At 69.3% G+C, this 25759-nt stretch carries 23 protein-coding genes; 13 read left to right on the forward strand and 10 right to left on the reverse strand.

Features of this window, described 5'->3' with window-relative positions; translation table 11 throughout:
- Positions 1-102 precede the first annotated feature (102 nt).
- Together AB0K73_RS00075 and AB0K73_RS00080 are read right to left on the reverse strand one after the other, a co-directional pair.
- Complete coding sequence (locus AB0K73_RS00075; protein WP_360511230.1) at positions 103-3405, reverse strand: UvrD-helicase domain-containing protein; 3303 nt, start codon at positions 3403-3405, stop codon at positions 103-105.
- On the reverse strand, positions 3389-6502 hold the full coding sequence (locus tag AB0K73_RS00080; protein WP_360511229.1) for a PD-(D/E)XK nuclease family protein: 3114 nt from the start codon (positions 6500-6502) through the stop codon (positions 3389-3391). Before AB0K73_RS00080 ends, AB0K73_RS00075 begins: the two co-directional genes overlap by 17 nt.
- A gap of 97 nt (positions 6503-6599) precedes the next feature.
- Between AB0K73_RS00080 and AB0K73_RS00085 the strand changes: the two genes are divergently transcribed.
- Both AB0K73_RS00085 and AB0K73_RS00090 read left to right on the forward strand, forming a co-directional pair.
- Complete coding sequence (locus tag AB0K73_RS00085) at positions 6600-7067, forward strand: helix-turn-helix domain-containing protein (protein WP_360511228.1); 468 nt, start codon at positions 6600-6602, stop codon at positions 7065-7067.
- Entirely contained in the window at positions 7064-7462 is a 399-nt protein-coding gene (locus tag AB0K73_RS00090) for a HepT-like ribonuclease domain-containing protein (RefSeq protein WP_360511227.1), read from the forward strand. Before AB0K73_RS00085 ends, AB0K73_RS00090 begins: the two co-directional genes overlap by 4 nt.
- A gap of 359 nt (positions 7463-7821) precedes the next feature.
- Here AB0K73_RS00090 and AB0K73_RS00095 read toward each other — a convergent pair whose 3' ends face one another.
- Together AB0K73_RS00095 and AB0K73_RS00100 are read right to left on the reverse strand one after the other, a co-directional pair.
- Entirely contained in the window at positions 7822-9093 is a 1272-nt protein-coding gene (locus AB0K73_RS00095) for a DUF4143 domain-containing protein (RefSeq protein WP_360511226.1), read from the reverse strand.
- Positions 9094-9250: 157 nt separating this feature from the next.
- The gene (locus AB0K73_RS00100) at positions 9251-10573 is read right to left on the reverse strand and encodes a DUF6880 family protein (protein WP_360511225.1); all 1323 of its coding nucleotides are present in this window, start codon (positions 10571-10573) and stop codon (positions 9251-9253) included.
- 254 nt (positions 10574-10827) lie between these two features.
- On the opposite strand from AB0K73_RS00100, the gene AB0K73_RS00105 reads away from it, so the two are divergent.
- The 9 genes from AB0K73_RS00105 to AB0K73_RS00145 all read left to right on the forward strand — a co-directional run bounded on the left by AB0K73_RS00105 (position 10828) and on the right by AB0K73_RS00145 (position 17578).
- Positions 10828-11061, forward strand: a complete 234-nt coding sequence (locus AB0K73_RS00105) for a hypothetical protein (protein WP_360511224.1) — start codon at positions 10828-10830, stop codon at positions 11059-11061.
- 4 nt (positions 11062-11065) lie between these two features.
- Entirely contained in the window at positions 11066-11467 is a 402-nt protein-coding gene (locus AB0K73_RS00110; protein WP_360511223.1) for a type II toxin-antitoxin system VapC family toxin, read from the forward strand.
- A 129-nt stretch (positions 11468-11596) separates the two neighbouring features.
- Complete coding sequence (locus tag AB0K73_RS00115) at positions 11597-12130, forward strand: hypothetical protein (RefSeq protein WP_360511222.1); 534 nt, start codon at positions 11597-11599, stop codon at positions 12128-12130.
- A 28-nt stretch (positions 12131-12158) separates the two neighbouring features.
- On the forward strand, positions 12159-12404 hold the full coding sequence (locus tag AB0K73_RS00120) for a type II toxin-antitoxin system prevent-host-death family antitoxin (RefSeq protein WP_360511221.1): 246 nt from the start codon (positions 12159-12161) through the stop codon (positions 12402-12404).
- Positions 12401-12772 (forward strand): type II toxin-antitoxin system VapC family toxin, encoded by a 372-nt coding sequence (locus AB0K73_RS00125; protein WP_360511220.1) that lies wholly within the window; start codon positions 12401-12403, stop codon positions 12770-12772. Before AB0K73_RS00120 ends, AB0K73_RS00125 begins: the two co-directional genes overlap by 4 nt.
- Positions 12773-13038: 266 nt before the next feature.
- The gene (locus AB0K73_RS00130; RefSeq protein ID WP_360511219.1) at positions 13039-14430 is read left to right on the forward strand and encodes a DUF222 domain-containing protein; all 1392 of its coding nucleotides are present in this window, start codon (positions 13039-13041) and stop codon (positions 14428-14430) included.
- Positions 14431-14574: 144 nt separating this feature from the next.
- Positions 14575-15135, forward strand: coding sequence for an RNA polymerase sigma factor (locus AB0K73_RS00135; RefSeq protein ID WP_360511218.1), 561 nt, complete (start codon positions 14575-14577; stop codon positions 15133-15135).
- Positions 15125-16390, forward strand: a complete 1266-nt coding sequence (locus AB0K73_RS00140) for a hypothetical protein (protein WP_360511217.1) — start codon at positions 15125-15127, stop codon at positions 16388-16390. The genes AB0K73_RS00135 and AB0K73_RS00140 overlap by 11 nt, the downstream gene beginning before the upstream one ends.
- 60 nt (positions 16391-16450) lie before the next feature.
- On the forward strand, positions 16451-17578 hold the full coding sequence (locus AB0K73_RS00145; RefSeq protein WP_360511216.1) for a DUF308 domain-containing protein: 1128 nt from the start codon (positions 16451-16453) through the stop codon (positions 17576-17578).
- A 13-nt stretch (positions 17579-17591) separates the two neighbouring features.
- Here the strand turns inward: AB0K73_RS00145 and AB0K73_RS00150 are convergent, their stop codons facing one another.
- Positions 17592-18869, reverse strand: coding sequence for a hypothetical protein (locus tag AB0K73_RS00150; RefSeq protein ID WP_360511215.1), 1278 nt, complete (start codon positions 18867-18869; stop codon positions 17592-17594).
- A 102-nt stretch (positions 18870-18971) separates the two neighbouring features.
- The gene (locus tag AB0K73_RS00155) at positions 18972-20330 is read right to left on the reverse strand and encodes a hypothetical protein (RefSeq protein ID WP_360511214.1); all 1359 of its coding nucleotides are present in this window, start codon (positions 20328-20330) and stop codon (positions 18972-18974) included.
- A 100-nt stretch (positions 20331-20430) separates the two neighbouring features.
- Here AB0K73_RS00155 and AB0K73_RS00160 point away from each other — a divergent pair, with 100 nt between their 5' ends.
- A complete protein-coding gene (locus AB0K73_RS00160) occupies positions 20431-20904 on the forward strand; it encodes a DUF4442 domain-containing protein (RefSeq protein ID WP_360511213.1) in 474 nt (157 codons plus the stop codon).
- Positions 20905-20955: 51 nt separating this feature from the next.
- Here AB0K73_RS00160 and AB0K73_RS00165 read toward each other — a convergent pair whose 3' ends face one another.
- The 3 genes from AB0K73_RS00165 to AB0K73_RS00175 form a co-directional block, all read right to left on the reverse strand.
- On the reverse strand, positions 20956-21348 hold the full coding sequence (locus tag AB0K73_RS00165; protein WP_360511212.1) for a hypothetical protein: 393 nt from the start codon (positions 21346-21348) through the stop codon (positions 20956-20958).
- Between the two features lie 92 nt (positions 21349-21440).
- A complete protein-coding gene (locus AB0K73_RS00170) occupies positions 21441-22721 on the reverse strand; it encodes a serine hydrolase domain-containing protein (protein ID WP_360511211.1) in 1281 nt (426 codons plus the stop codon).
- Positions 22722-22873: 152 nt separating this feature from the next.
- Entirely contained in the window at positions 22874-23305 is a 432-nt protein-coding gene (locus AB0K73_RS00175) for a DUF1761 domain-containing protein (RefSeq protein ID WP_360511210.1), read from the reverse strand.
- A gap of 200 nt (positions 23306-23505) precedes the next feature.
- Between AB0K73_RS00175 and ppk2 the strand changes: the two genes are divergently transcribed.
- Positions 23506-24321, forward strand: coding sequence for a polyphosphate kinase 2 (gene ppk2 / locus AB0K73_RS00180; RefSeq protein WP_360511209.1), 816 nt, complete (start codon positions 23506-23508; stop codon positions 24319-24321).
- 35 nt (positions 24322-24356) lie between these two features.
- On the opposite strand, the gene AB0K73_RS00185 is transcribed toward ppk2, so the two are convergent.
- Entirely contained in the window at positions 24357-25703 is a 1347-nt protein-coding gene (locus AB0K73_RS00185) for an MFS transporter (protein WP_360511208.1), read from the reverse strand.
- Positions 25704-25759 lie beyond the last annotated feature (56 nt).

Below are 25759 nucleotides of genomic sequence, written 5' to 3' on the forward strand. Positions count from 1 at the left end.
AGCGACAACTCTCGGACCGCGTGAACCCTCTATCGCCGCGGATCAATCGCCCTCCGTTCAAGGGCAGCGCCCACCAAGTGATCGGTTATGTCCGGTCTGCCACTACGCCGGCACGCCCACCACCCGCCCCGCAGCACCCCCACCGTCGAGGAACACCAGCATCGCGCGCGCCCGCTCGTCGGTCGCGGCCTCGAGCGCGCGCACGTAGGCCTGCAGCTGCGGGGCGTAGTGCGCTGCACGCTCGGCCAGCGCCGCGGCATCCGACACCGCATCGGTCTTGTAGTCGACGATCACGAGCGAGCCGTCGACGTCTCGGAAGAGCAGGTCAATGAAGCCCTCGAGCACGAGTCCGTCGCTCTCGAGCGCGCCGACGTAGAGCTCCGTCCAGTGCTCCGATGCGAAGGCACGCGCCACCGGCTCGGTCGCGAGCGCCGACCTCACGAACGACGCCACGGCCGCGTCGAGCTGCGGGATGCCCTCCGCCAGGGCCTGGGATGCAGCCACATCGTCGATGCGCGACGCGTCGCCGCCGATCGCCTGCAGGGTGCCGTGCACGGCCCGGCCGATGAGGTTGCCGTAGCGTCCCTTCAGCCAGGGCGCGAGCTCGACGTCGCGGGGGCCCTTTGCGCGGCCGGCGAGGAGGTCGGCGGTGACGGGATCACCGGCCTCCTCGGCGTCGGCGATCGCCCACACCACGTCGGGTTCAGTGCCCTCGAGTCCAGAGGCGGTTCGCACCGACGGCTCCCCCGAGCGATGCCGAGCCGTTTCGGTGTCGCTCCACCAGGTGTCCCACGATGGTCCTCGGCCGGGCTCGGCTCGTCGAACGGCCGCGGGCAGCTCGACGTCGCCGGGTTCGAACAGGACGACGCCCGGCGCCTCGAGTGCCCCGGCATCCACGAAGATCTCAGCGGCGGTCTGCACGATGTCGCGCGCGGCGCGGTGCACCGAGACGACGAGGTGGTCGCGAGCGCGAGTCGTGGCGACGTAGAGCAGGCGCCGGCGCTCCTCGTCGTCCATCTGCTCGTCGAGCGGGAGGGCGTCGGCGAAGTCGTGCGTCTCGATCGAGCGCGTCAGGTGCACCGAGTACGAGTGATCCTGCCAGAGGAGCCGCACGCCTCGCTGTCGATTCGGCTGGCTCGACATGCCCGAGAGCACCACCATGCCGAACTCGAGCCCCTTCGCGGCGTGCACGGTCATGATGCGCACGACGTCGAGATCGGTTTCGGGCAGGAGCGATTCGGCGACGCGTGCCGAGTCCTGCGCCTGGTGAGCTGCCCACGCCAGGTACTCGCGAAGGCCGCCGTGCTCGACATCCGACCACGCCCGCGCCTGGTCGATGACGAACCGCACCCGGCCCCACTGGTCGCGGGCACGTGACGAGGGCTCCGTGATCGAGGCGACCTCGAGCACGCGCCGGTCGATCGCGATCTGGGTGAGCAATTGGGCCGGCGTGAGCCATCGGCTGCGTCGGAAGAGCTCGTTGAGGGAGGCCATCGCCCGGCCCACCGGATGATCGGCGAGCTCCTCGTTCACCGGAGCGCTCACGGTGAACGAGCCGCCATCACGCCGGTAGGTGAACAGGTCGTCGTCGCCGCAACCGAACAACGGCGAGCGGAGCGCGGTCACCACCGACAGCCGGTCGCTCGGGTCGGCGACCGCGCGCGCCGCCGCCATGAGCCACCGGATCTCGTCGGACTGGTAGACGAGCGAACTCGACTCGGTGCGATACGCGATGCCCGCGGCATCCAGCGCAGCTTCGAGGAACGGCAGGGAGGTGCGCGCCGGAATCAGGATTGCGATGTCGCGTGCCGAAACCGGGCGCCAGCGTCCGCTGGCTGTGTCGTGCACGGTCCAGCCTTCGGCGAGCGCGGTGCGAATGACGGACGCCACGTCCTCGGCCTCGGCCGTCCGCAGCTCGGCGGCCGGGGTCTTCGGCGGGTGCGGTGCTGCACCCAGGAGGCTTACCCCCGGGCCCGAGTACTCGGTGCCGTCGATCGGATCGGTCGTGCGGTGTGCCTGAAGTGCCTCGTACGCCGGCTGCGCCCGGGGCTTGGCGCGGATGATGCGCTCGAACACGGCGTTGACCCAGTCGAGCACCGGCGGCACCGTGCGGAAGTTGGTGACGAGCGACACGCGACGGCCCAGCCGTTCCCCGGCGTCGAGGTAGGTCGAGATGCTCGCGCGTCGGAACCGGTAGATCGACTGCTTGGGATCACCGACGACGAACAACGCCCCTTCGGGAATCGTCACGTCACGCCAGTCGTCGACGTCAGCCGCGCGACCTCCGGCGATGCGCACGGCCAACTCGATCTGGATCGGGTCGGTGTCTTGGAACTCATCGAGCAGGAGCCGTCGATACGTGCGCTGCAGTTCTGCCCGGGCGTCGCCGTCGCGACGCAGCAGGTCGCGTGACGCGACCAGCAGGTCGTGGAATTCGAGCGAACCGGATGCCACGCGCTCGCGTGCTGCCTCGAGCACGGCCTGCGCGATCCAGCGGGCGAGCGGCCGGAGCGCGGCATCCCCGTACGCGCCGGCCACGCGCTTCGCAGCCTCGATGAGTTCCTTGCACTGGCTCTTGAGCCCCGGCAGATCGGGCCAATTGGCGCCCCGCCCGCCCCTTCCGGTCTTGAGGTCGCCGAGTTGGCGGAGGAGCTCGTACCGCTCGCGCTCGTCGCGGGCTCCCGAGAACGACGCGTGCCAGTCGGTCACGTTTCGGACGACCTCGAGGAACAGGTCGGCCTCGTCGCGGCATCCGCTCGCTGCCTCGCTGATGAGCACAGCCTGCCGCAGCAGCGCGCCGGCCTCAGGGAGCTGCATCGGCGTCTCGGGCTGCGAGAGCACGTGCGATTCGATGAGGTCCCAGTCGTTGCCGAACGCCCGCGCCAGCGCACGCAGCCGCTCGGCGTCGGCGCCGGCCGAGAGGGCGAGATGCAGTGGCTCCGCCAGGGCATCGTCGTCGAGCATCCGCCGCCACATGTCCGACCAGCGGGCATCGAAGGCCACCGACGAGGCGACCTCGTCGAGCACCTCGACCAGGGGCGGCATGCCGGCCTGGATCGGAAAGGCGGCCAGGATGCGCTGGGCGAACGAATGCAGGGTGCCGATCGCGGCGCCGTCGAGAGCGTCGAGCGCGGCCTGCGCCCGCGACCTGACCGTGTCGTCATCGGCCGTTCGGTGGAGTTCCTCGAACGTCGCGCGGAGGCGATCGCGAAGTTCGCCGCCCGCTTTCTCGGTGAAGGTCACGACCGCGGTATCGGCGAGGGGAACGCCGTCGCCCATGACGGAGGCGACCACGCGGCCGACCAGGGCAGCGGTCTTGCCACTGCCGGCGCCGGCGTCGACGAACAGGTTCTCGTGGCGCTGCTCGCGGATCTCGCGACGGGCGGGGTCATCGATGAGCATCATCGCCCGCCTCCTCGGCTGGAACCGCCGACGGGTCGACCACCGACGGATCGAGCAGCGAGAACAGGCTCGCGAGCACCGGATCCGTGCGCTTGCGTTCGCTCGCCACGCGTACGTGTCCGTACCCGACCCCGTCGGGGTTGCAGAACGCGCACCGCACCCAGAGGAAGTCGTCCTCATCGGGTGGCCGAGCAATGAACCGACCATCGCGGATGCCGTCGGTGAGCGTTTCGAGCGCGGCGGCGTACGTGGATTCGAGGGCGTCGTCGAGGGGCAGGTCGATGCGCCTGCCTCGGTCGCGGCGCCCGATGAACCAGTACCCGGCCGTCACCCGATCTCGGCTGAACGCCGCCCGCGCCGCGTGCGCGTAGAGCGGGAGCTGGAGCTTCGTGCCGGCCACGACCGAGTCGTTCCCGATATCCGTGAACCCCCTCATGCGGCCGGTCTTGAAGTCGGTCACGATGAGTCGGCCGTCGCGGGTCTCGTCGACGCGGTCGGCGCTTCCTCTCATTGCGACCGCGCCGGTGCCCACGTGGATCAGCACGGGCGGAGCGTCACGCATGCCGAACACGAGTTCGCTCGCCAGGATCCTCGAGTCGTTCGCTCGGTGGGCCTCATCGTCGAGATCGAGGATGGCCTCCAGATCGTCCAGCAGGACGACCCGTTCGCGCTCCCACAGCCGTGGGTGTCCCGTGAGGCCCCGGCGCTCGAAGTCGCTCATGACCTCCTCGGCGATGTGGCGCATCCGCTGACGATGCTCGGCGCTCCACGGTTCGCCGTAGCCCGGCAGATCGTGCGCCGAGGCCTTCACGAGCCGATCGAGCACCTCGTGCACGATCGACCCGAGGTCCATCGGGCGGATGGCGATGATCTCCTCGGGCGCTTCGAGCGGGCTCACCCCGAGCAGGTGCTCGACGAAGTAGGTGTGCGGACAGCCCGCGTAGCCCTCGAGCACCGTCGGGGCGATCGCGGACGCGCCGTCGGTGAAGTCGGGCAGACCCGCAATGCCTTCGAGGTTGCCGTCGTAGCGCGTGAAGCGGATCGAGCGTCGCGCCGCGATGAGGTCGACGGATGCCTCGGCCGCGACATCCGCCGGAAGCCGCTCGCCTCCCGCGAGTCGCCGCAGCCGCCACTCCTGCTCGGTGCCCGGTCGGTCGGCGCGCGTGATCGCCTCCCAGTGCGAGGCGACCGAGCTCATGTGTGGGCCGGATGCCTCCGCCCAACGTGTGGCCTCCAGCCCGGGATTGCCGGTGAGTGCGCGCAGGGTCGGCATGAGCCAGCGGCTGGGGAGACGTTCGGCACCCCGTCGCAGATCACCCCGAGGGAAGCTTGCCGTGACCACGTCGCCGGCCGCGAACGCCGCAAGGAGGGCCCGATGCTGCTGCCGAAGCCGATCGCGTGCGGTGAGCAAGGCGCCGGCGGTCGCCGCGCGCACGGACTCGTTGAGCAGCGGATCGGGACGGTGTCGGCCGGGGAACTGATCCTCCGACAGACCCGCGATGAAGACGTGCGACACCTCGAGCGACAGCGCGCTCGAAACCGGACCGACGAACACGCCGTCGCCGAACCGGCCGGCTCGCGGCCGACGAGCATCGAGGTCGATGTCGAGGATCTCGGCCAGCCCGGCGAGGGTCGGCGATTCGCCGAGCGTGGGCGACTCTCGCAGGCCGTCGAGCTCGGCGAGCGCACCCAGCGTCGTCTCGATCGCGGTTGCTGCGCGCTGCTCCTCCTCGGGGAGTCGCGCCGAACCGAGGTAGCGGCGGAACAGCCCGAGCGCCCAGTCGCCGAGTGCGGCCCAGTCGCGCAGCGATTGCCCTTCGCGCAGGAGCTCCTGCAGTTCGGCGACGAACGCTGCCAGTTCCCGCATCTCGGCGATGGCTCGCTCCCGGTAGGCGATGGAGCCTGCGCTCGCGGTGTCGCGATCCGCCTCCAGCCTGGATCGGTGCCGGGCCTCGTGATCGGCGAGGCGGGCGCCCCAGTCGCCGCCCGTGATGCCCGCCTCCCGAGAGAGGCGCTCCCACTGCGTGCGGGGAACCGTGCCGGCGCCGTCGCCGTGCCGGATCGGCGCGCGGCCGAGCCAGTCGAAGAACGCGACCCGCTGGAGGTCGTCGGGGTCGAGTGCCAGCAGGGTCAGGAACGCGTCTGCGACAGCCCGGTCGCGAAGAGATCGCACTCCAGGTCCGTTCGCCGTGATCCCCGCAGCGGCGAGGTGGTCGTGCACCAGTCGGGCATAGGGCAGGGGAATCGTGTGGAGCACCGCGATCCGGTGCGCCGGGGTTCCGTCGGCGAGCAGGGCTCGCACCTCGCGCACGATCGCCCGCACCTCATCGTCGGCGTCGGATGCGTGGAAGACCCGCGTTGCGACCGGAGTCGACGCCTGCTGCTGCGCGTCCTCGTGGCCGAAGGTCGCGTGGATCGGCGCGTCGAGGGCGGGGTCTCCCGTCTGGCCGATCAGCGCCGTGAGGCCGCACTGCTCGTCGAGTGCGGTGAGGAAGGCCCGCTCGAGCGGGCTCGGCTCGTCGGGGAGATGGGCGATGATCGCACCGAACTCGGCGAGCCACGAGGCATCCGCCGTGACGAGGGCCGTGGCATCTTGGAGCACTGCCGCCTCATCTCGACGCCCGGCCAGAGCACGCGCGGTGACGGCGTGATGGAGCCGCACGAGATCGGCCCCGAGTCGACCCGAGGCTGCGATGGCGTTGAGCGCCGCGGCATCCGCTCCACGCAGTTCGCGATGGGCACGCACCAGCGCCCGAACGGTGGCGGGGTGCTCGGCGACCGGTCCGAAGCATCCGGGATCGACCGCCAGTTGGTGCCGCCACAGGATGGTCAGCAGCGTGGAGGTCACCGGGGGCGCCGTGCGCGCGGCCGCCGCGAGGATCTGCTCGGCGAGGCGCCGGAGCGTGGTGACCGTGATGGCCGCGACACCGCGGCGCTCCCCAACCCCGCGGGCCAACGCGCGACGCACGGTGATCGCGGCGATGTTGTCGCGCACGATGATCGTCACCGGCGCAAGCGCGTTGCCGCCCTTCGCCTCGGCGACGAGAGTGCCCAGCGTCGCGATGGCTGAGGCGCCGTACGCGGCGGGGTGTGTGAGCATCTGGGCCTCCCGAGGGCGACTCTAGCGATTGCTGGAGACGTTCACCGCGATAGCTTCGATCTCGTGATCAGCGATATCAGCGCGATATACTCTCGTCATGAACGCCAGGGAGGAGTCCGCCGCCGCCCTCGTTCGACGCGCGCGTGAGGACGCCGGCATGTCTCAGCGAGAACTCGCCGACCGCGCCGGGCTGAAGCAACCGAACCTCGCCGCCATCGAGTCGGGCGCCCGAGAGCCGAGCAGCGAACTCCTCTCCCGAATTCTCCGCGCCGCGAGGCTGCGTCCATCTATCCCGCTCGAGCTCTTCGCGTCGCGCATTCGCGCGCTGGGGCCGCGCTACGGCGTGAGCAACATCCGGGTATTCGGTTCCGCTGCCCGTGGCACCGACACCGAGCGCAGTGATGTTGATCTCCTGGTCAACGCCGGGGATCAGGTGGATTTCCTCACCCTCGCCGCCTTCCGCGAGGAGGTCGCGGGTATCCTCGGCTTTCCCGTCGACGCTGTCGTCGACGACCCCGACGACGAGATCGTCCGAGTCATCCGACGCGAAGCGGTCCCACTGTGAGCGAGGAACCCGCACCTCGTGGCTTCCGTGCGCGGCCACGAGCGGATGCCTCGGACCAGCACCGAGTCGAACGCCTGCTCGACGAGGTCGCGCGCCTTCGCTCGCGATTCGAGCGCGCTTCGCATGACGGGCGTGAGACCTTCGTCGCGTCGGGATCCGACAGCTACGACATCGGCATGCTCGCGGTCATCCACCTCGCCGATTTCGTCGCCCGCGAGCTGCCCGCTGAAGTCGCGTCCGCCCTCCCGGAACTCGCCCGCGACGGGCTACGTGCAACACGCAACATCGCGGCACACAACTATGCAGGCCTCGATAATGCGCGGCTCTGGAGCACGGTCAACGAGCATGCTCCAGCGTTGCTCGACGACATCGAGGCGGCCCTCCGGGCACGCTGACCCACCGCTCATCCGTTACGCTCCGACGCAATCGCCGCGGCGTGCACCTGATCGCGCTCGTGAGCCCGACCACCTCACCCCTCTTCGGAGGATCAGGGAGGGCCCCTCCTATTGGAACGATCGGACGACCCAAGCGTGACCGGAGAGCTTCACATGACGTCCTCGAGACATCCCTACCTGACCGAACCAACGGTCCCCGGCTCCGTTGCCCTCCGCCGCCGGCCCCGCGGCATCTGGCATCGCTTTCGCTGAGGCGGTACTGGCGGGCGGCGATGGGTGTGCTGGATGCGCTGACGTATCGAGTTCTCGCGGTGTCGGCGGCGCGAGCCTGCCGAGCGTGTCCCCGATCCCGAGCCTGATCACGGCCCGAGCAGTGCGAGCGGCACGACGGCCACACCATCTTTCCGGCGATAGGCGAACTCGCCGGTCGTGACGACGATGCGATCGATGACTCGATCGCCGAGGCGATCGTGGAGCCAGGTGAGGTGGCGAACGTCGCGGTCGTCGACGGTCGCCGCAAGTTTCACCTCGATCGCGATCACGCCCCCGTCGCCGCGCTCCACAATCAGGTCTATCTCACGGTCAGTGTTCTTCGTTCGCAGGTGTCCGACGCGAGCCTCCGCGGCGTCGGCGTAGATCCGCACCGATTGGGTGACAAGCGACTCGAATAGCGCACCGAGCCACGTGCCGGTTGCTGGCGACACCGTGCCTCCGCCGCCTCGCAGCAGCCCGGCTGCATCGATACCGACGAGCCGAGCGGCCAATGCCGGATCGACAAGATGATGCTTCGGGGCGTGGGTGAGACGCTGCAGCGGCGCGAAGGCGGGGGCCCAAGCCGGCACTGGGTCGAGCACGAAGAGTCGCTGCAGGTGCTCGCGGTATCCGTCGACCGTCTGTCGGGCGGGCTTGTCGGGCTGACCGGCGGTGGCCGCATCGAGGATCGTGGTGTATGTGGCATCCGTCGCAGTCGCGGCGCCGTACGCGGCGAGCCAGGCCCGCAACGCGGCCGGGCGGCGCACGACCACGCCGTTGTCGGGAAGCTCGCGCTCGACGATGCGCGTGAGGTAACCGTCGAGCTGAGCCCGTCTGGCGCGTTCGGAAAGGCCGCGGATGCCCGGGAATCCGGAACGCAGTATCTCGTCGACGTAGTCGGGCAAGCGAATCGGTGACGCACCCTCGACAGCTGGCGCGTCCCCGGCGAGGAGGGTTCGAAGCGAAACGGATGGCGCTACCATCGCTCGTTCACTGAAGGCGAGCGGTCGCATCGTCAAGCTGACGATGCGACCGGCCCCGGAGTGGATTCGCGCTCCGTCGGCCGCGCCGGCGGAGCCGGTGAGCAGAAATCGTCCGCCCATCGGATCATGATCGACGGCTCGGCGAACGCGATCCCAGACCGCAGGCTCCAGCTGCCATTCATCGATGAGCACCAGGCCCGGCATCTGCGTCACAAGGTCGAGATTCGCCGCCAGCGCCTGTCGCTGCGCTGGATCGTCGAGCGACAACACCGACGTCGCCCGCTGATCGGCCGTAGCCGTCTTTCCGACCCCCTTGGCGCCTTCCAGAGCCACCGCAGCCAAGTCGGGCAGGAGGTCGTCAAGGGAGTCGTCGATGATCCTACGCTGATAGGCCATGGCTCAAATCTAACAAACAGACGGGCGTCTATTCAACAGATGGACAAGTTTCTATCGAACAGATGGACGGCTCCATATGTAACAAACGGACGACACCAGCCCCCGTCGTCGGTTCGAATGCGCTTACAGCCCGCTCGACCGCTGAGCGAGCGGCAGCTCACCCCGGCAACCGCCCCCGATCCAACTCGGCGAGGAACCGCGGCCGACGCCGGTTCTCCTCCCGGATCCGCGCGGTGAACGCCTTCGCCCGCGCGATCGCGTCGACGCCGACCCCGATGGCGAGCCGGTGCATCAGCTTCAGCCGTCGCACCGCGGTGCGGTAGGCGTCCACCCCGGTCACCTCGAGGTCCGACTCCACGAGCTCCTCGAGCACCGGCAACACGGCGGCGGCATCGATCGGGGCGTACGCGTCGACGAGCTCAGTCCACTCGCGGGCGTTGCGCAGCTCGAGCCGGTGCGCCTCGTCCCACGCGCGACGCGCGTCGCCGAGCTCCCGCAGGATGAACCCGATGTACGCGTCGACATCCGCCGACAGCTTCGCGAGCACCTCCGCCTCGATCCGATCCCACCCGGCGCCGGCCGCGCGCCGCAACGCCGACGCGTTCGACGCGGACGGCCAGCGCTCGAACACCACCCGCCGCGCCCCGGGCTCGTCCTCGGGCCGCGCCTCGGCGAGCAGGTCGCACCAGCGCTTCGCGGCGCGCTCGGCCTGCCAGCCGTTCTCGACGAACGCCGCGCCCTCGGCGAACTCGATTGCCCGATCCAACTCGCCGATCTCGGTGAGCGCTTTCGCGACATCCTCGAGCTGATACGCCCTGGTGCCGTCGCCGCCATGGGTCGCGATGATCGCCTCGACATCACGGTCGGCGACCGCCAGTCGACGCCGGGCCTGCCCCACGACCGAGCGCACATGATGGGCATGTGACATCCGCTGGTACTCCGGCGAACTGGTCGAGAACTGCCGCACCGTCGCCATCACGTCATCGTGCGAGACATCCGGAACCGTTGCCTCGATGCGATCGAGCTCGGCACGGTACCGAGCGACGCCCCGCGGCCCGAGTGCGTCGACGTACCGCGCGATGTCGACCTGGAAGTAGTCGACCTCCTCGTCGAAGTCGAACGCGAGGATCCACCGCACGAGCTTCGCGGGCGGCGGCGGCGCGAGCATCGCGAGGTCGGCATGCAGCGCGAGCAGCCGGTACACCACGTCGCCGATGACGCCGCTCGAGTCATCCGCCCGCATGATCGCGCGCTTCGTGCTCGCGATCGCCTTCTGCACGTACGGCAGCACGAGGGTCGCGCCAGCGGATGCCGCGGCCTCGCGCAGCTCGTCGACGCCGCCGTGCGCCTCGCTGCCGTAGGCGTTCGCCTGCCGGTAGGTCAGGTAGCGCGAGCGCGAGCGGAACAGCGGGAGGATGTCGCGCTTCAGGTACTCCTCGACGTCGGCGGTCAGCGGGTCGCGGGCGGATGTCTCGGGCACGTGTCCATCCTCGCGTCTTGCAGCGCACCGAACCGCTCTCTTCTGCGCGGAATTGTGTTTGATCGCCCGGAATTCTGGTCGCTGGCGGAGTCTTGCGTTCCTCGCGGACTCGTCCTCCACAGCCATGGCCTCGCACGGCAGCTCCAACCCGGCTGGCTCTCGCCGATCGACGGAGATGCCGGCTCACCTAAGCTCGACCCCGTCAACCGATCCAAGTGCATGCATTTTGCAGGCGTCAGAGCTACAGTGAAGGGATGCCGGTGAATATCACGATTCGCTCCGTTCCCGACGACGTGCGCAACGAACTCGCGGCACGCGCCAGGCGCTCCGGCCGATCGCTGCAGGAGTACTTGACATTCGAGCTCACCCGCATCGCGAGCACGCCGTCGCCCGACGACACCCTCGCACGCATCCGAGAGCACGCGCGCGGCTATCCACGAGTCTCGACCGCCGAGATCCTCGACGCGCGCGACGCAGACCGCCGCTGACGCGATGAGTTCGCACCCACGGCAGCTCGTCATCGACGCGTCATCAATGACCGCATTGCTGCTCGACCCGGGGGCGGGCGAGCACGCACTCGTGACCGGGTCTCAACTGATCGCCCCAGGTGTGTTGCCCTACGAGGTCGCCAACGTGTTGCGACGGCTCGCCCTCGCCGGCCGTCTCACCGCGGCGGAAGCCGATCAGGCATTCGACGATTTCACCGCCCTGGCGGTTGCTCTCTGGGACTGGACGGCGATCGCCGCACGCGCCTGGAGCCTCAAGGCGAATCTCTCCAGCTACGACGCCGCGTATGTCGCGCTGGCCGAACTCGTCGACGCGCCGCTGGTAGCCCGCGACGCACGTCTCGCACGCGCACCGGGACTCGGCTGCCCGGTCGAGCTGTTCGACTGACCCGCGACCTGCGGCTACGAGTGGCCTCCTCTGATTCCGGACTCGTCCTCCCCACCGCCGCAGTCATCGGAGTTCCTCCCAAGCGTTCGCCGGCCGATCCCGCTCGCGCCACGACCGTACGGTCGACGAATGATCATCGATTCCGGCTGGGATTTCGTCCAACTCACCTCGGCGCGCATGAACTGGAGCGACCCGAGTTCCCGACGCCTGTTCGTCGTGGGCATGGATCGCGACCTCTGCTACTTCTTCACCCGGGTCGTCACCGAGCGGTTCAACGGCGACCTCTCCGCCAGCGCCGAGCAGATCGTCGACCTGGTAGACGAGGACTTCATCCGGTATTTCGCGACGATCGAGCAGGTTCGCGAACTCGACCGGCACGATTGGTGGGTCCACGACGCTGACGGAAACTCGATCACGAGCGAGCTCGAGCGAGTGAGCGAAGCTCGCGGCATCCACCACATCGGTCACTACCAACTCGATCCGACGAGCTGGCACGCGACAGGTCCGATGCACAGCTTCCGCGACTACTACAAGCCCGATCTGCCGAAGTTCGAGATCACGCGACCGCCCCAGTACGACGGCTGGCGGCGTGCCACGAAATCGGCGGATCGGTTCGGGTTCCGTGACGAATTCGAAGTGACTGGCGAGCTGCCACTTAACTAGGTCAAGTCTGGTCAAGTACGATCGACGTATGGTGACGAGCGAAGAGAGCGTCAACATCTACCAGGCGAAGACGGAGTTCTCGCGCCTGATCGCGCGCGTCGAAGGCGGCGAGCGCATCGTCATCAGTCGCAGCGGGCGCCCGGTCGCGAGACTCGTGCCGTTCTCACCCGAACGATCCACACGGCATCCGGGCGCCTGGAAGGGACGGGTCGCGATCGCGCCCGATTTCGACGCGTTCACGGCGGATGACGCGGCGGCCTGGTACGACGAATGAGGCTGCTGCTCGACACCCATGTCCTGCTCTGGTGGCTCGCCGACGACCGACGGCTCGGCGATGACCATCGCGCCCTGATCGCCGACGCGTCGAACATCGTGCTGATCTCGGCGATGACGGTCACCGAGATCGCGATCAAGACCTCGCTCGGCAAGCTCGAGGCGCCCGGTGACCTGCTGCCGACGCTCGAAGCCGGCGGCTTCGAGGAGCTGACGTTCGAGGCGCGCCACGCCGAGGTACTCCGAACCCTGCCCTGGCATCACCGCGACCCGTTCGATCGAATGCTCCTCGCGCAGGCGATTACAGATCACCTCACCGTGCTCACCGCCGATCCGCACTTCGCAGCGTACGGCGTCGACCTCCTGTGAGCGGGGGGATCCACAACGGGTGACCAGAGCATCACCTCCGCCGTCGACTCACCCGGATCAGCGCCATCTGCTCCGGGCTCCGGGGTTCGATGCTCGGCGAGCCGCACGGGCGTGAAGCGGCGACGGATGCCCCAGGCCGCTTCCTCTCCGTCGCCGACATGTCCTCCACAGGTGAGTTGATCGCGGAGTTCTCCACAGGCGATATGCCTGATCAGCGTCGTTTTCTGTACGGATCGAATGTCGGTGGGTCGGTGCAGGATGGAGTCATGGAACAACCTCTGCTCACCCTCGAACGCGATGTCGCGCAGTTGCGTGCCGCGTGGGCCGGGGCGATGCCGGCGTTCGGAGCCCTCGAGGGCGCCACGCAGGTCGAGGTGGAGCAGATGAGCGATACGGGTCTGGTCCGGGTCACTGACGCGCTCGCGCGGGTTCGACGCGACGCCGAGGCGCTCCTCGCCCGCGTCGCGGCCGAGGTGTCGAAACGGTCCAGCACCGAGTTGGGCGAGTCCAGCCTCGCCAGGGCGCACGGGTTCCACAACCCCGTGCGGATGATCGCCGCATCGACCGGGGCATCCCGGGGCGACGCGGCGAAGCTGATCGCGGTCGGCACCGCCACTGCCGGGCGACAGACGTTCGGCGGCGACCGGGTGCCGTCGCGGCATCCGCACGTCGCCGCAGCCCTCGAGACGGGCGGCATCGGGGTCGACGCGGCATCGGTGATCACCGCGATGCTCGACCGGGTGCGCCTGCGTGCCGATCCCGCGCTGGCCGACACCACCGAGGCGGTCCTCGTCGACCTCGCCGAACGGGTGCCGCTCGACCTGCTCGTGCGCGGGGTCCGTGAAGCCGAGGCCCGGCTCGACCGCGACGGCGTCGAACCGCGCGAGGAGCAACTGCGCAGCGAACGCTCGCTCACGATCCGCGAGGACGCGGCGGGCATGGTGCACCTGCATGCTCGCCTCGACCCCGAGACCGCTGCACCCATCAAGACCGCGATCGAGGCGATCGTCGGCGACACCCTGCGCCGCCGTGATCCAGCCACATCGGGTTCGGGTTCGGTCGTCGACGACCCCCGGTCGATCCCGCAGATCCAGGCCGACGCGCTCGCCGCGATCGCACGCCACTCCTTGGGTTGCGAGCAGACCCTCGCCCCACTGGCCAAGGCCACGGTCGTGGTGCGCCTCGACCACGAAACCCTCGTCGCGGGCCTCGGGCACGCGCGCATCGATGGCATCGACCAGCCGATCAGCGCAGCCACCGCCCGGCGCATGTCAGCCGACGCGTACCTCATCCCCGCGGTCTTCGGCGGCGAAGGGGTACCGCTCGACCTCGGCCGCTCGGCGCGGCTCTTCAGCCGGGCGCAACGCCTCGCACTCGCCGAACGCGACGGCGGATGCGCCTCATGCGGCCAGAACATCGCCTACGTCGACGCACACCACATCAGATGGTGGGAACGCGACGCCGGACCGACCGACCTTTCGAATGGGGTCATGCTCTGCAGCTTCTGCCACCACCGCATCCACCGCGAAGGATGGGGCATCCGCGCAACCCGCAACGAGGTGTGGTTCATCCCACCACCGCACGTCGACCTTGCACGAACACCCAGACTCGGCGGACGCGCCCGATTCGCGCTGCCCGCATCGCGGTCGGCGGCATGAGGAAGCCCACGATCGGGCGTGGCACGCCCCGAGAGGAGCACGGTGGTCGATGAGACCGATCCGGCGCCCTGGCGTTCAGCGAACATCGCGCCAGCCGTGTGACCTTTCCGCATTTCCAGACATCTCTACAGTGAGGAGGTGCGCGTGGACGAGAGCGATGGCACCGACGCCGAACTGTTGAAACGGTTGGCGGCCGGTGATCAACGAGCGCTGGCGGTCGTGTTCGATCGGCATGCGCCGGCGGTGACGAGGTACGCGTGGGCGATCGCGGCGAGCCGGATGGACGTCGAGGAGATCGTGCAGGACACGTTCGTGACGATGTGGCGCAAGTCGTCCGAGATCACGATCGCCGAAGCATCCCTTCTTCCCTGGCTGCTGGTCGTATGCCGCAACCTCGGACGCAACACCGCACGCAAGGCCGCACGGCATCAGGCCGACGAGCTCGACGAGACCTCGACCAACCGGGGCCAGGCGCTGCGTGACCACCATGAGGCCGAGTCCGCCCGAGATGACCTGCGCTGGGTGCTCGCCGAGATCGAGCGCCTCGAGCCGATCGATCGGCGCATCTGCGAGTTGTGCCTGATCGACGGCGTGCCCTACGCGGAGGCGGCGAAGCAGCTCGGCCTCAGCGTCGGCGCGGTGAAGCAACGCGTGTCCCGAAGCCGGACCCGATTGAAGAAGGCGGTGACCCTCGATGAGATCTGAACCCCCCACAGGAGACGAACTGACACGCATGCTCGTGTCGATGAAGCGCAACGTGCTCGAGCAGGTCGGGAATGAGCCGGCAACCGCCAAGCGGTTGTCACGCACCGACCGAATCGTCGGCGGCGTGCTCGCGGGAGCCCTGCTCGCCGGTGTCGCAGCCGGAGCCGCGTTCGTCTTCGGTCTCGCGCCCCTCGGGCAGTACTCGATGGATCCCGCTGCGACGACGTCGCCGAAGCCGGTCACCAGCCCGTCCCCGACTCCGACCCCGACTCCGACGCCGCCTCCCACCGAGGAGCCGGCGGCACCCGGAATGCCCGAATCGCGCTACGGACTCACGTGCGAGTCGCTGGTCGACCCAGCGCTGGTGTCGGATCTCTTCACCACGGATGTCGCGCCGGCCGACCCGATCGTCACCGCCTCGGGTGTCGGAATCGCGGTCCCGCGAATCACCTCGATCTTCTCGGTCGGCGGCACGGTGTGCGAGTGGTCGAACGGGGTCGCCGAGAACGACCAGTACGGATGGGAGCCCGAGTACGTCGGCGTCACGGTCTCGATCGTGCCGCAGCCGGTGGCGGGGTGGAGTGAACGCGCGACGCAGTACGGCATGCCGGACGATCGGAGCCGTTGCGACGTACCTGCGGGAGACGGACCTGTTCTCTGCGCGGGCTCGCAGGTCGTTGGCGACGCGTGGCTGACCGTCGTGGCGCACGGCGAACCGAGCGTCATCGATCAACCCAGTTGGCAGCCGTTCTACGACGCGATCCTCGAAGCCGTGAACGCGGCCGGCCCTGCCGCGGCTCCCACCGCCCCCGAGCAGGTGGGCACGCCGCCGGCGGAGGACTGCGAGGCCGTGCTTCCGCTCGACACCGTTCGGTCCATCACCGGCGCGCCCGACGCCGAACCCCAGCGTGCCGGAGGCGGCGGCTGGAGCGCATGGGCAGAGGCCCGCCAGACCGCCGGCGACGTCGGATGCCTCTGGTCGATCTTGGATGCCGACACCGCGGCGAGTGTGGACTGGGTGAACGACGGCCGCTGGGCATTCGAGCGGATGCTGCAGGCCGGCACAACATCACCGGTCGAGCTCGCCGGGCTGAGCGCCGACGACGCAGCCGTCCTCCGATGCAATGTCGACCCGTACGGCGACAGCTGCGCGATCGACCTCGGGGTCGGCAACGACTGGTACAACGTCGCGGGCACCGACCGCGACAGCGCGATCGCGCTCGCTGAAGCGGTATTGGCGCAGCTCCAACGCTAGACCGGATCACGATTCGGTCACCGAGACCCGGCCGCCCGCCGGCTCTGTCACCATCGAAGTATGAGCGACCCGAGCAGGGCGCCCGCCGGGTGGTACGAAGACGGATCCGGCGGGCGGCGGTACTGGGACGGCGACACCTGGACGCAGTACGTGGCGCCCGGCCCCGAGACCGTGCCGCCACCGCCCGCGTCGTCGCCGGCCGCGCCCGATCAGGCGGACACCGCGGTGCTGCCGACCGGGGACGACAGCCCGACGATCCCCTTCGTCTGGGGGTCGCGGGGGTCGGATGCCGCGGCGACCACGCCGTACGCACCACACGCGCCCTACGCGGCCGTCGGCGGCACGCCGCTCGAGCCCCCACCGCCGCCGACGTACGGCGCACCCGCCACGACGATGCTGCCGGGACCTCCGTTCACCGAACCGTCGAACCCGGGCCCGCACGTGGTGGGCATCATCGCATTCGTGGTCGCGATCGTGGCGCTCGTGGTCCCGCTCATCCCCGCCGTGAGCGGATTCGCGTGGATCCTGGTGCCCGCCGCGTTCGTGCTCTCGATCATCGGCCTGTCGCTGCGCGGCGCGAAGTGGCCGGCGGTCATGGGGCTCGTGGTCTCGATCGTCGCCGCGATCGTCGGCATCGTGATGCTCGTGACGTTCCTCATCGGGTCGGTCGGCAACGTGGTCGATGAGATCGACGATGCGATTCCGGATGTCCCGGCGTTGCCGCTACCCGACGACGGCGGCCCGGGCGCAGACCCCGACGCCGACCAGCCCGAGGCGCCCGACGCCGGCAACCTCAGATTCGGCGAGACCATGACCTGGGACGACGGCGTCGCGCTCACCGTCTCGGTGCCCGAGCCGTACACGCCGAGCGATTTCGCGGTCGGGGCGACGCAGGCGAACCACGTCGTGTTCACCCTCACGATCACCAATGACTCGTCGGAGGACCTGCAGCCGTTGCCGCTCCCGACGCTCTCGTCGGGCGATCAGGAGGTGAGCCAGATCGTCGACCTCGGCGGCGACCTCCTCAATCCCGCTGATGATGTCGGCATCCCGCCGACCGCCACGGTCGAACCGGGCGGGTCCGTCACCTGGCGGGTCGCCTGGTCGCTCGACGACCCGAGCTCCCTCACGCTGCAGGCGGCGCCGAGCCTCGGCTACCCGAGCGTGACGTTCACGAACGTGCCGTAGCGGCGTCAGCCCGTCAGAGGAACGTGACGTGTCTCGAGTTCCTGAAGATGGCTCGTTGCAGACGATTCATCTGAATCCCTCGGGGGACCCCCTTGATCATGAGGTTCGACCGAGGCGTCTTCGACCATGACTGGGGGCCTTCGTGCCACAGACCGCAGGCGTGGCCGACTTCATGCATGGGGGTGGTCGGACGTGTGGTCACACCGTCCGCCGTTCCCGTGTACCGGTTGAAGCCGGCTTTCTCAACGACGACCCAGTCGGTCAGCGGCCCGAGCGAACAGCCGAGCTTGTCGGCGACATCCTGGACGACGAAGATCGTGACAGGGCTGCCGTAGAACGGCCGATTCGCTGAGGAGTGTCGACGGAAGTATCGGCCCGTCTGCCCGAAGTCCTGACCCCAGAGCCCAGCTCCGCACTTGACGTCGAGGGCATAGGTCGGAGCCGGGAACGGGAGGATGCGGTAGAAGTCCTCTGCGTCGTCAGAGGAGGAGCCGTCGGCTGTGCGGAGATCGACCTTCACCTGGTTCTTGAGACATTGCTTCATGACGTCCACCGCATCCTGCAGCTTCTGCTGGTCATCTGCCAGATCCGTCGGCGACAGGCGGTCGTCTGCGAGAAGGGCGTTGCCCTGTGCGTCTCGAAGGACGACGATCCCGACCCGCATCTTCTTCGGGAGCATGATCCCGAGAAGTGTCAGGAGGAAGTCGACCACACCGATCGCCCGATTCAGGATCTCGATGAGGAGTGTCCCGAACTCCGCGAAGAAGGAGCCGACTGCGTCGGCGACGGATTCGTACCACGGCGTGTCGTTGTGCTTCCCCTTGTCCGCAAGCCACTTCAGGTTGATGCCGTATCGGCGCGGATCGTAGAACAGCGTGTCCCCGGCGGTGTTGTTGACGAGTCCGACCGCGTCGCCCATCCGAACGTCCGTCCCCGCAGAAGACCCGGATCCGGCGATCTGCCATTCGTACACCGGGTCTTCGGACCACTTGAGGTTGATGCCGTAGTCCCGCCGTCCGTAGCGCAGGTACCCGCCCCCTCGAACCCGGATGGCGACGAGTTCCCCGTACCGGATCGGCGTGGTATCCGAACCCTCCCGTACCACATTCACCGCGGCCGTTGTCGGGTCCAGATCCGCCCAGTCGAGGTTGATGCCGTACTCGCGTTCCTTGTAGATCAGGCGCTTGATTGCATATTCGTTGACGAGGTCATACTCGGCCGAGGTGGTCGGGTCCAGCGTGGTCGTCGCGTTGTCGTTCGGAACGATGAACCAATTGAGCTGATCAGACATGATGCCCCCCGCTCGGGCGTGCCGTTGCCTGGTCGCAGTCTAGCGAACTGAGGATTCCTCATGCATTCCGGATCAACCCCGCGGGCACTGCGACTCCCGTCCTCATCCGTCGAACATGCCGTCGAAGATGCTGCCGATGACCAGGCCGCCGAGGAGGCCGCCCATGAGGTCGGATCCGCCGCCGCGACGCCCGCCGCCCCAACCCTGGCCGCCCCACTGCCCGGGATCCTGGGGTCGGGAGGCATCGATGTCGCGCTGCGCGAGGTGAAGCGCCTCGCCCGCGAGGTACGCGACGCGCCGGGCCATCGCCATCGCCTGTTCGCGGTGGTCCTCGTCGATGACGGTCGCGGCCGCCGCCGACGTGCCGAGGTAGCGATCGAGGTCGATCCGGATGCGCTCCGACTCGGCCAGTCGCGTGCGAGCGTCGGCGCCGATCCAGCCGCGGTGGCCGGCGATGACATCACGGGCGACGGCGAGCTGGCGGTCGGCGTCGTCGATCGCGTGGCGCACGTGCTCGAGCGGCGGGATCGGGCGCGCCGCGCGCTCGCGGGCCGCCGCGATCGCGGCATCCAGCCCCGAGTTCGCCTCGCGCAGGCGGCTCAGCTGGGAGAACGGGTCGATGTTGACGCCGGCCACCGGAAGGGCGGCGAGCGCCGACTGCAGCTCAGCGATCGCGGCAGCGACACCGGCGCTGTGCGGCTCCTTCAGCGCGACGACGAGGTCCTGGCGGGAATCCTCGACGATCGCCGCCAAGGTGGCCTCGGCCCGCAGCGCCTCCACCTCGAAGGTCTCCACCGCGTCGAGGAGGGCCGCAGCTCGGCGAACCGATTCCGTCGACGCCTCGAGTGCGAGATTCGCCTGCTCGCGCTGCCCGGCCTCGCGCCGACGCTCGGCCACGCCCGCGCTGTGCTCGGCGAATCCGAGCAGCTGCTCGGCCTCCGCGGGGTTCGCCTCCACCTGGGTGAGCGCCTCGCGCGCGTAGCGAACCGCGAGCCGGTCGACGGTCTCACGGGCATGCGGGATGCGAGCGCGCAGCCGCGCGGCATCCGCTCGCACACCCGCGATGATCTCGGGAGCCCGCCGCGCCCGCGCGATCTTCTCGGCGAGTGCCGAGGTGCGCTCGTCGAGCACGTCTTCCGCCCAGTCGCACAGCTGCACGATGCGGGCGTTGCGAGTGCGAAGCTCGTCGCGGGTGTCGGGGATCTCGTCGTGATTGAGCTGGTTCAACCGGAACGCCTCGCCCAGGTGCTGCCGAACCGTGGCGAGCGCCACGCTCAGTTCGGCGGTCGCGTTCGGCCCCAGCTCGGCCTCGGCGAAGGCGAGCTCGTCGGCGGTCACGCGAATGCGCTCGTCAGCGGCGACCAGCGCCGTTCCCGCCCGCTTCGCCAGATCGGCGTCGTGTGCTGCGAGTTCCTGCTGCTGTTGCTGATCGCGCTGTCGCTTGCCCCAGAACCCGGCCATGCCTTCGATCCTAGGGGTGCCGCTGGGTGGCGGCTGTGGGGGGCGACGTCTCCCGAGACCCGCCGGGCCGATAGGCGCGACATCCGCCACAATCGAACCCATGCGAATCACACCCCGCCGACTCGCGATCGGCATGAGCCTGTGGATACCGAACCTCTTCAGCGGCATCCGTGTGAAGCGGTTCTCCCCCGACTGGACGAGCGCGACCGTCGAACTGCACGTCAACCCGTTCACCCGCAACTACGTGAAGACCGCGTTCGGCGGGTCCATGTCGGCGATGACCGACCCCTACTACTTCATGCTCGTGAAGCATCAGCTCGACGGCGACTACGTCGTATGGGACACGCGCGGCGAGATCGAGTTCCTCAAGCCCGGTCGCGGCGTCCTGACCGCGCACTTCGAGGTGCCCCGCGAGAAGGTCGACGAGCTTCGCGAGCGCGCCCGCGGCGGCACGAGGGTGCTCGAGTGGTTCGAGACCGAGATCACCGACCGCGACGGAGACGTCGTCGCGCGCGTGCGGCGCGAGGTGTACGTGCGCGAGAAGAAGCGCGTGACCGAGGGCGCCCGCGGCTGATCGGATGCCGCGAGCCGAGCATGCCGCGACCGGCGCCACGCGTGCGGCGCGTCAGAGAAGGCTGAGCCCCGCACCCCAGTCGGCGAGCCACGCGCCGGCCAGCAGCAACCCGACGGCCATGAGGAACGCGACCGGCGGAATCCACGACGCCCGACGCCGCCGCGCAAGGACGACGATCGAGGCGACGAGTGCGACGACCCACACGATGGGGCCTCCGGGCCCCGCCATGAAGATGCCCGCCGCGACGACGTCGTTGCAGACGTATCCGCCGCACCGCACCGTCACGGTGCCGACCCACCCGCCCATCATCGCGAGTCCCAGCACCGCAGGAGCGAGGAGCAGCAGGCCGACCATCGTCAGGACGAGGTCCATCCTGCGCGACGCTCGCCGGTCGGCTTCGACATCGGCGTTCGTCTCCATTCGCACGCCCTCCGCAGAATCCATCCGCTCAGTATCGGGCCTCGTCCGCGACCTCGCAAACGGACTGACGTCGAGGCATGGTGGACCCGATCGTCGCGGCGATCGTCACTCACCGATCAGCCGCGCTTCGGCGGCGTCGGCGGCGGGTTGTCCGGTGCGAGCTCTCCGCCGAGCGCCAGCGCGAGTTCGTCGGCGTAGTTCGCGAGCGATGCGCTCCAGTCGTCGTACGAGTCGGGGGTGTAGGTGACCGCAACGGCGACGGTGATCGCGCGGCCGTCATCGGCGCGCGCGGCGGGCAGGGTCACGACCGATCCGGCGTAGCCGCCGAAGAGCGGAGTCTGCTTCACCCAGTCGCCCGTGAGCACGGCACCGAGCCCGTACGACCAGCCGTCGACCATGGTGTGGCAGCTGCGGCATCCATCGAGTGGCTCGCCGAACCCGACGAGCTCGGCGTCGAACATCGCCGCCCACGACGACTCCTCGAGCAGCTCGCCCCTGCCGACGATTGCGTCGAAGCTCGCCGCCATGTCGCTGACCGAGCTCGTCTCGACCGCTCCGGCCGGAAGGGTCCATGACGGGTTCCAGTACGACGAGTCCTCCCAGACGCCCCGCTCGAGCGTGAACGCGTGCACCGCCGGTTCGGGAATCGCGGGTCCCTGGTCGGGCACCGTGGCGTCGAGCTCGAGTGGGTCGAGGATGTACTCGTCGATGAGCTCTTCGAGTGACTGACCGGATGCCGCTTCGAGCACCTGCCCGAGCACCACATAGCCCGCATGCGAGTAGTCCCAGTTCTCCCCGGGCACGAACAGCCGCGGGGCGCCGAAGCTGTACTCGAGCAGCTCGTCGGTCGTCCACGCGCGGAACGGGTCGGCCACGAACGCGTCGACGAAGGCCTGGTTCGCGACGTGATCGGGGTAGCCCGCGGTCATGTTCGCGAGCATCCGCGGCGTCGCCCGGTCGGCGTCGGGCACGTCGGGCAGCCACGTGGCGATCGGCTCGTCGAGGTCGATGGCGCCCTCCTCGGCGAGCTTCATCATGACGGTGCTCACGTACGTGATCGCGACCGCACCGTTGCGGAACCGGCCGTCGATCGTCACCGGCTCACCGCTCATCGCCTCGCCGAGGGCGACCTGCGCCGCGACCTCCCCGTCGATTCGGATCTCGGCGAGCAGTGACCCGAGCGCACGCTCGTCGAAGTGCCGCGCGGCGGCGGTGTCGAGCAGCTGCTGCACCGCGGCATCCGTCGACGCGCCGGGCTCAGTGCCCGGCTCCGTGCTCTCCGTGCTCGGCTCGTTCGTGGCGACGTCGCTCGCGGTTGCCGTGCAGGCAGCGAGCAGAAGAGCGGATGCCGCAGCAGCAGCGATCGCGTTGACGGCACGTCGAACGGGGTGCAGCATCATCGGCTCCGATCTCGGGAGGCGCGGAGACGGCCGGCGACCTCATGAGCCATGCTCCGGTCATTCCGAGCGGGCCGCTACCCCGCATGCGGGGCGCGGGAGGCAACGGAGTCGACGAACCGACCGCCGATCCGCACGTCGCCCGCCGGGCGTCAGACGGTGCCGGCCGGCGGCCACACCCCGATGATGATGCCCATGACGACGAGCGTCACGAGCTCGTGCGCGATGTTGATGATGGTGAGCGTCGACGGACGGCCCTCGAAGGCGTCGTGCGTGATGAACCGCGCCGCGGTGAACCCGGCCCAGAGGATCACGGCCGTGAGGAGTGCCGCCACGAGGTAGCCGCCGCCGTAGAAGTGCCACGCGATCGTCGAGGCGCCCGCGAGCACCCAGGCCGTCACGAAGCTCACGAGCACCGTCACGATGATCGGCATCACCGCGCTGGCACCGGGGCGATCCATGTCGACGTTCGCGAGCTTCGCCCAGCGTGTTCCGAACACGCGCGGCGTGTACCAGATCGTGCCGACGATCATGCTCGACGCCGTCGCCAACAGGACCGCCCAGTAGTTGATCTCGGGGACCACGTCCGCCTCCTCGCCGCGGCCGGAGCCGCTGTCGCTGCGCTGTCGCTGCGCTGTCGCTGCGCTGTCGCTGCGCTGTCGCTGCGCTGTCGCTGCGCGCGAGCGTACTCCCGCAGTGGTCCCGGTGGTGCGCAGCGCGCCGTACCATCGCGCGACGCCGCGTCGCGGCATCCGCTCTAGGCTTCACTCCAAGGGGGTGCCGGATGACGCGACGGATGCCGAAGGCCCTGTACGAGCGCGAACTGATGGCCCTGCAGGCGAAGCTCGTCGACATGCAGGCGTGGGTGCAGCAGTCGGGCGCCCGGGTCGTCGTGATCTTCGAGGGGCGGGATGCCGCGGGCAAGGGTTCCACGATCAAGCGGGTCACCGAATACCTGAACCCGCGCGTCACACGCATCGTTGCGCTGCCGACGCCGAGCGCGCGCGACAAGACGCGCTGGTACTTCCAGCGGTACGTGCCGCACCTGCCCGCGGCCGGCGAGATCGTGCTCTTCGATCGCTCCTGGTACAACCGCGCCGGAGTCGAGCGCGTCATGGGGTATTGCACCAATGAGGAGTACCAGCGGTTCCTGCACCAGGCGCCGACCTTCGAGCGGCTGCTCGTGGAAGACGGCGTCATCCTGCTGAAGTACTGGTTCAGCGTGTCGGATGTCGTGCAGGAGGAGCGGTTCCGGTCGCGGTTGAACGATCCGATGCGGCGGTGGAAGCTCAGCGGGACCGACCTGAGCTCCATCACCAAGTGGGAGGAGTACTCCCGCGCGAAGGACACCATGATGCTGCACACGGACATCACCGAGGCGCCCTGGTACGAGGTGGAGAGCGACGACAAGCGGGCGTCGCGGATCAACATGATCGCGCACCTGCTGTCCAAGGTGCCGTGGCAGAAGGTCGAGCCGGAGCCGATCGAGATCCCACCGCGGCCGCCTGCAGGCGGGTACGAGCGGCCGCCTCGGGAGTGGACGAACTCGGTGCCGGATGTCGCGGGGCAACTGATGCGACGGCACGAGCAGGACGGGTGAGTCGGGGGGCTTCCGGGCCGGCCGGCGCGGTCTGATCAGGCGAACTGGGGTTCAGGTGCGGATGCTCCGGCCGTGTCGGATGCCGCTTCGGTCGCCGCTTCGCCTGCGTCGATCGGGTTCGCGAGCTCATCCCGCGTCATCCGCGCCGCGACGATCGCGACCACGCCGATCACGAGCGGTGCCACACCCGCGATGAGGAACACCATCGGCAGCCCCAGCGACTCCCCCGCCGGCCCGGCGAACGCCATCGACACGGGCATGAACGCGAGCGAGACAAAGAAGTCGAGGCTCGAGACGCGTCCGAGCATCTCGGCGGGGACCCGGCGCTGCAGCAGCGTGCCCCAGATCACGACGCCGCCATTGAACGCGGCCCCCACGAGGAACGCCGCGACGACCATCACCCAGATCTGGTCGGTCAGTCCGAACACCGCGAGCGGGAGGCATCCGAGCCCCCAGAGCAGGTTCATCACGGTCAGGTAGCGCCGTGGCATCCGGAGCGACGCCACCGCCATCGACCCGGCCGCCCCGCCGATGCCGAACGCGGCGAGGATGAGCGCGTGCTCCTCGGGACCGCCGCCGGCGACGTCCTTGATCACGAACGGCACGAGCACCTCGAACGGCCCCATGATCAGCAGGATCAGCAGCGACGCGAACGTGAGCGTGCCGAGCAGCCACGGCGTGCGCACCATGTAGCTGAAGCCGTCGCGCACGTCGACGAGCAGGGCGACGGCCGGATGCCGCGTGGCGCCCGTCGTGCCGTTCGCCTCCGTCATCGCACGCTCACCGCGCAGCGGCACCTCGGGCACCTTCAGCAGGCACGCCGCCGCCACGACACCGGTCAGCGCGGTGATGGCGAGCGCGGCCCCGGGCGACGAGACCGCGATGAGGCCGCTCGCGAGCGCCGGGCCGCCCGCCTGCATGAGCACCGGCCGGGCCATGCCCTCGAACCCGTTCGCGGCCATCAGCTCGTCCTCAGGGAGCACGCTCGGCAGCAGCGCCGAGTACGCCGGGTAGTAGAGCCCGGCCATCACGCCGCCGACGAACGCGACCGCGGTCAGCTGCCACACCGCGAGGCCCCCGGTGAGCGAGAGCAGCGCGACGACACCGACGGCCGCGGCACGCACGACCTCGACGACGAGCAGGATGCGCCGCTGCGGAATGCGGTCGGCGAGCGCCCCGCCGAGCAGCGTCGTCAGCAGCATCCCGACCGCCGTCGCGCCGGCGACGACCGAGAGTTCGGTCGCGCCGCCGCCGATCGCGACGATCTGCCAGACGAGGGCAACCATCCAGATGCCGGCGCCGACGAGCGACGCCACGAGCGCCGACGCCAGCCACCGGTATGCGGGGTTCCGCAGTGGCCGCAGGGCCCGAGGTGTTGACATGAGGTTCTCCCATCAGATTCGCGTTCGCATGAGCGGATGCTTCGTGAGGCGGATGC

Origin of the sequence: Agromyces sp. NPDC052230, assembly GCF_040679595.1 — a bacterium.
Lineage (GTDB): Bacteria > Actinomycetota > Actinomycetes > Actinomycetales > Microbacteriaceae > Agromyces.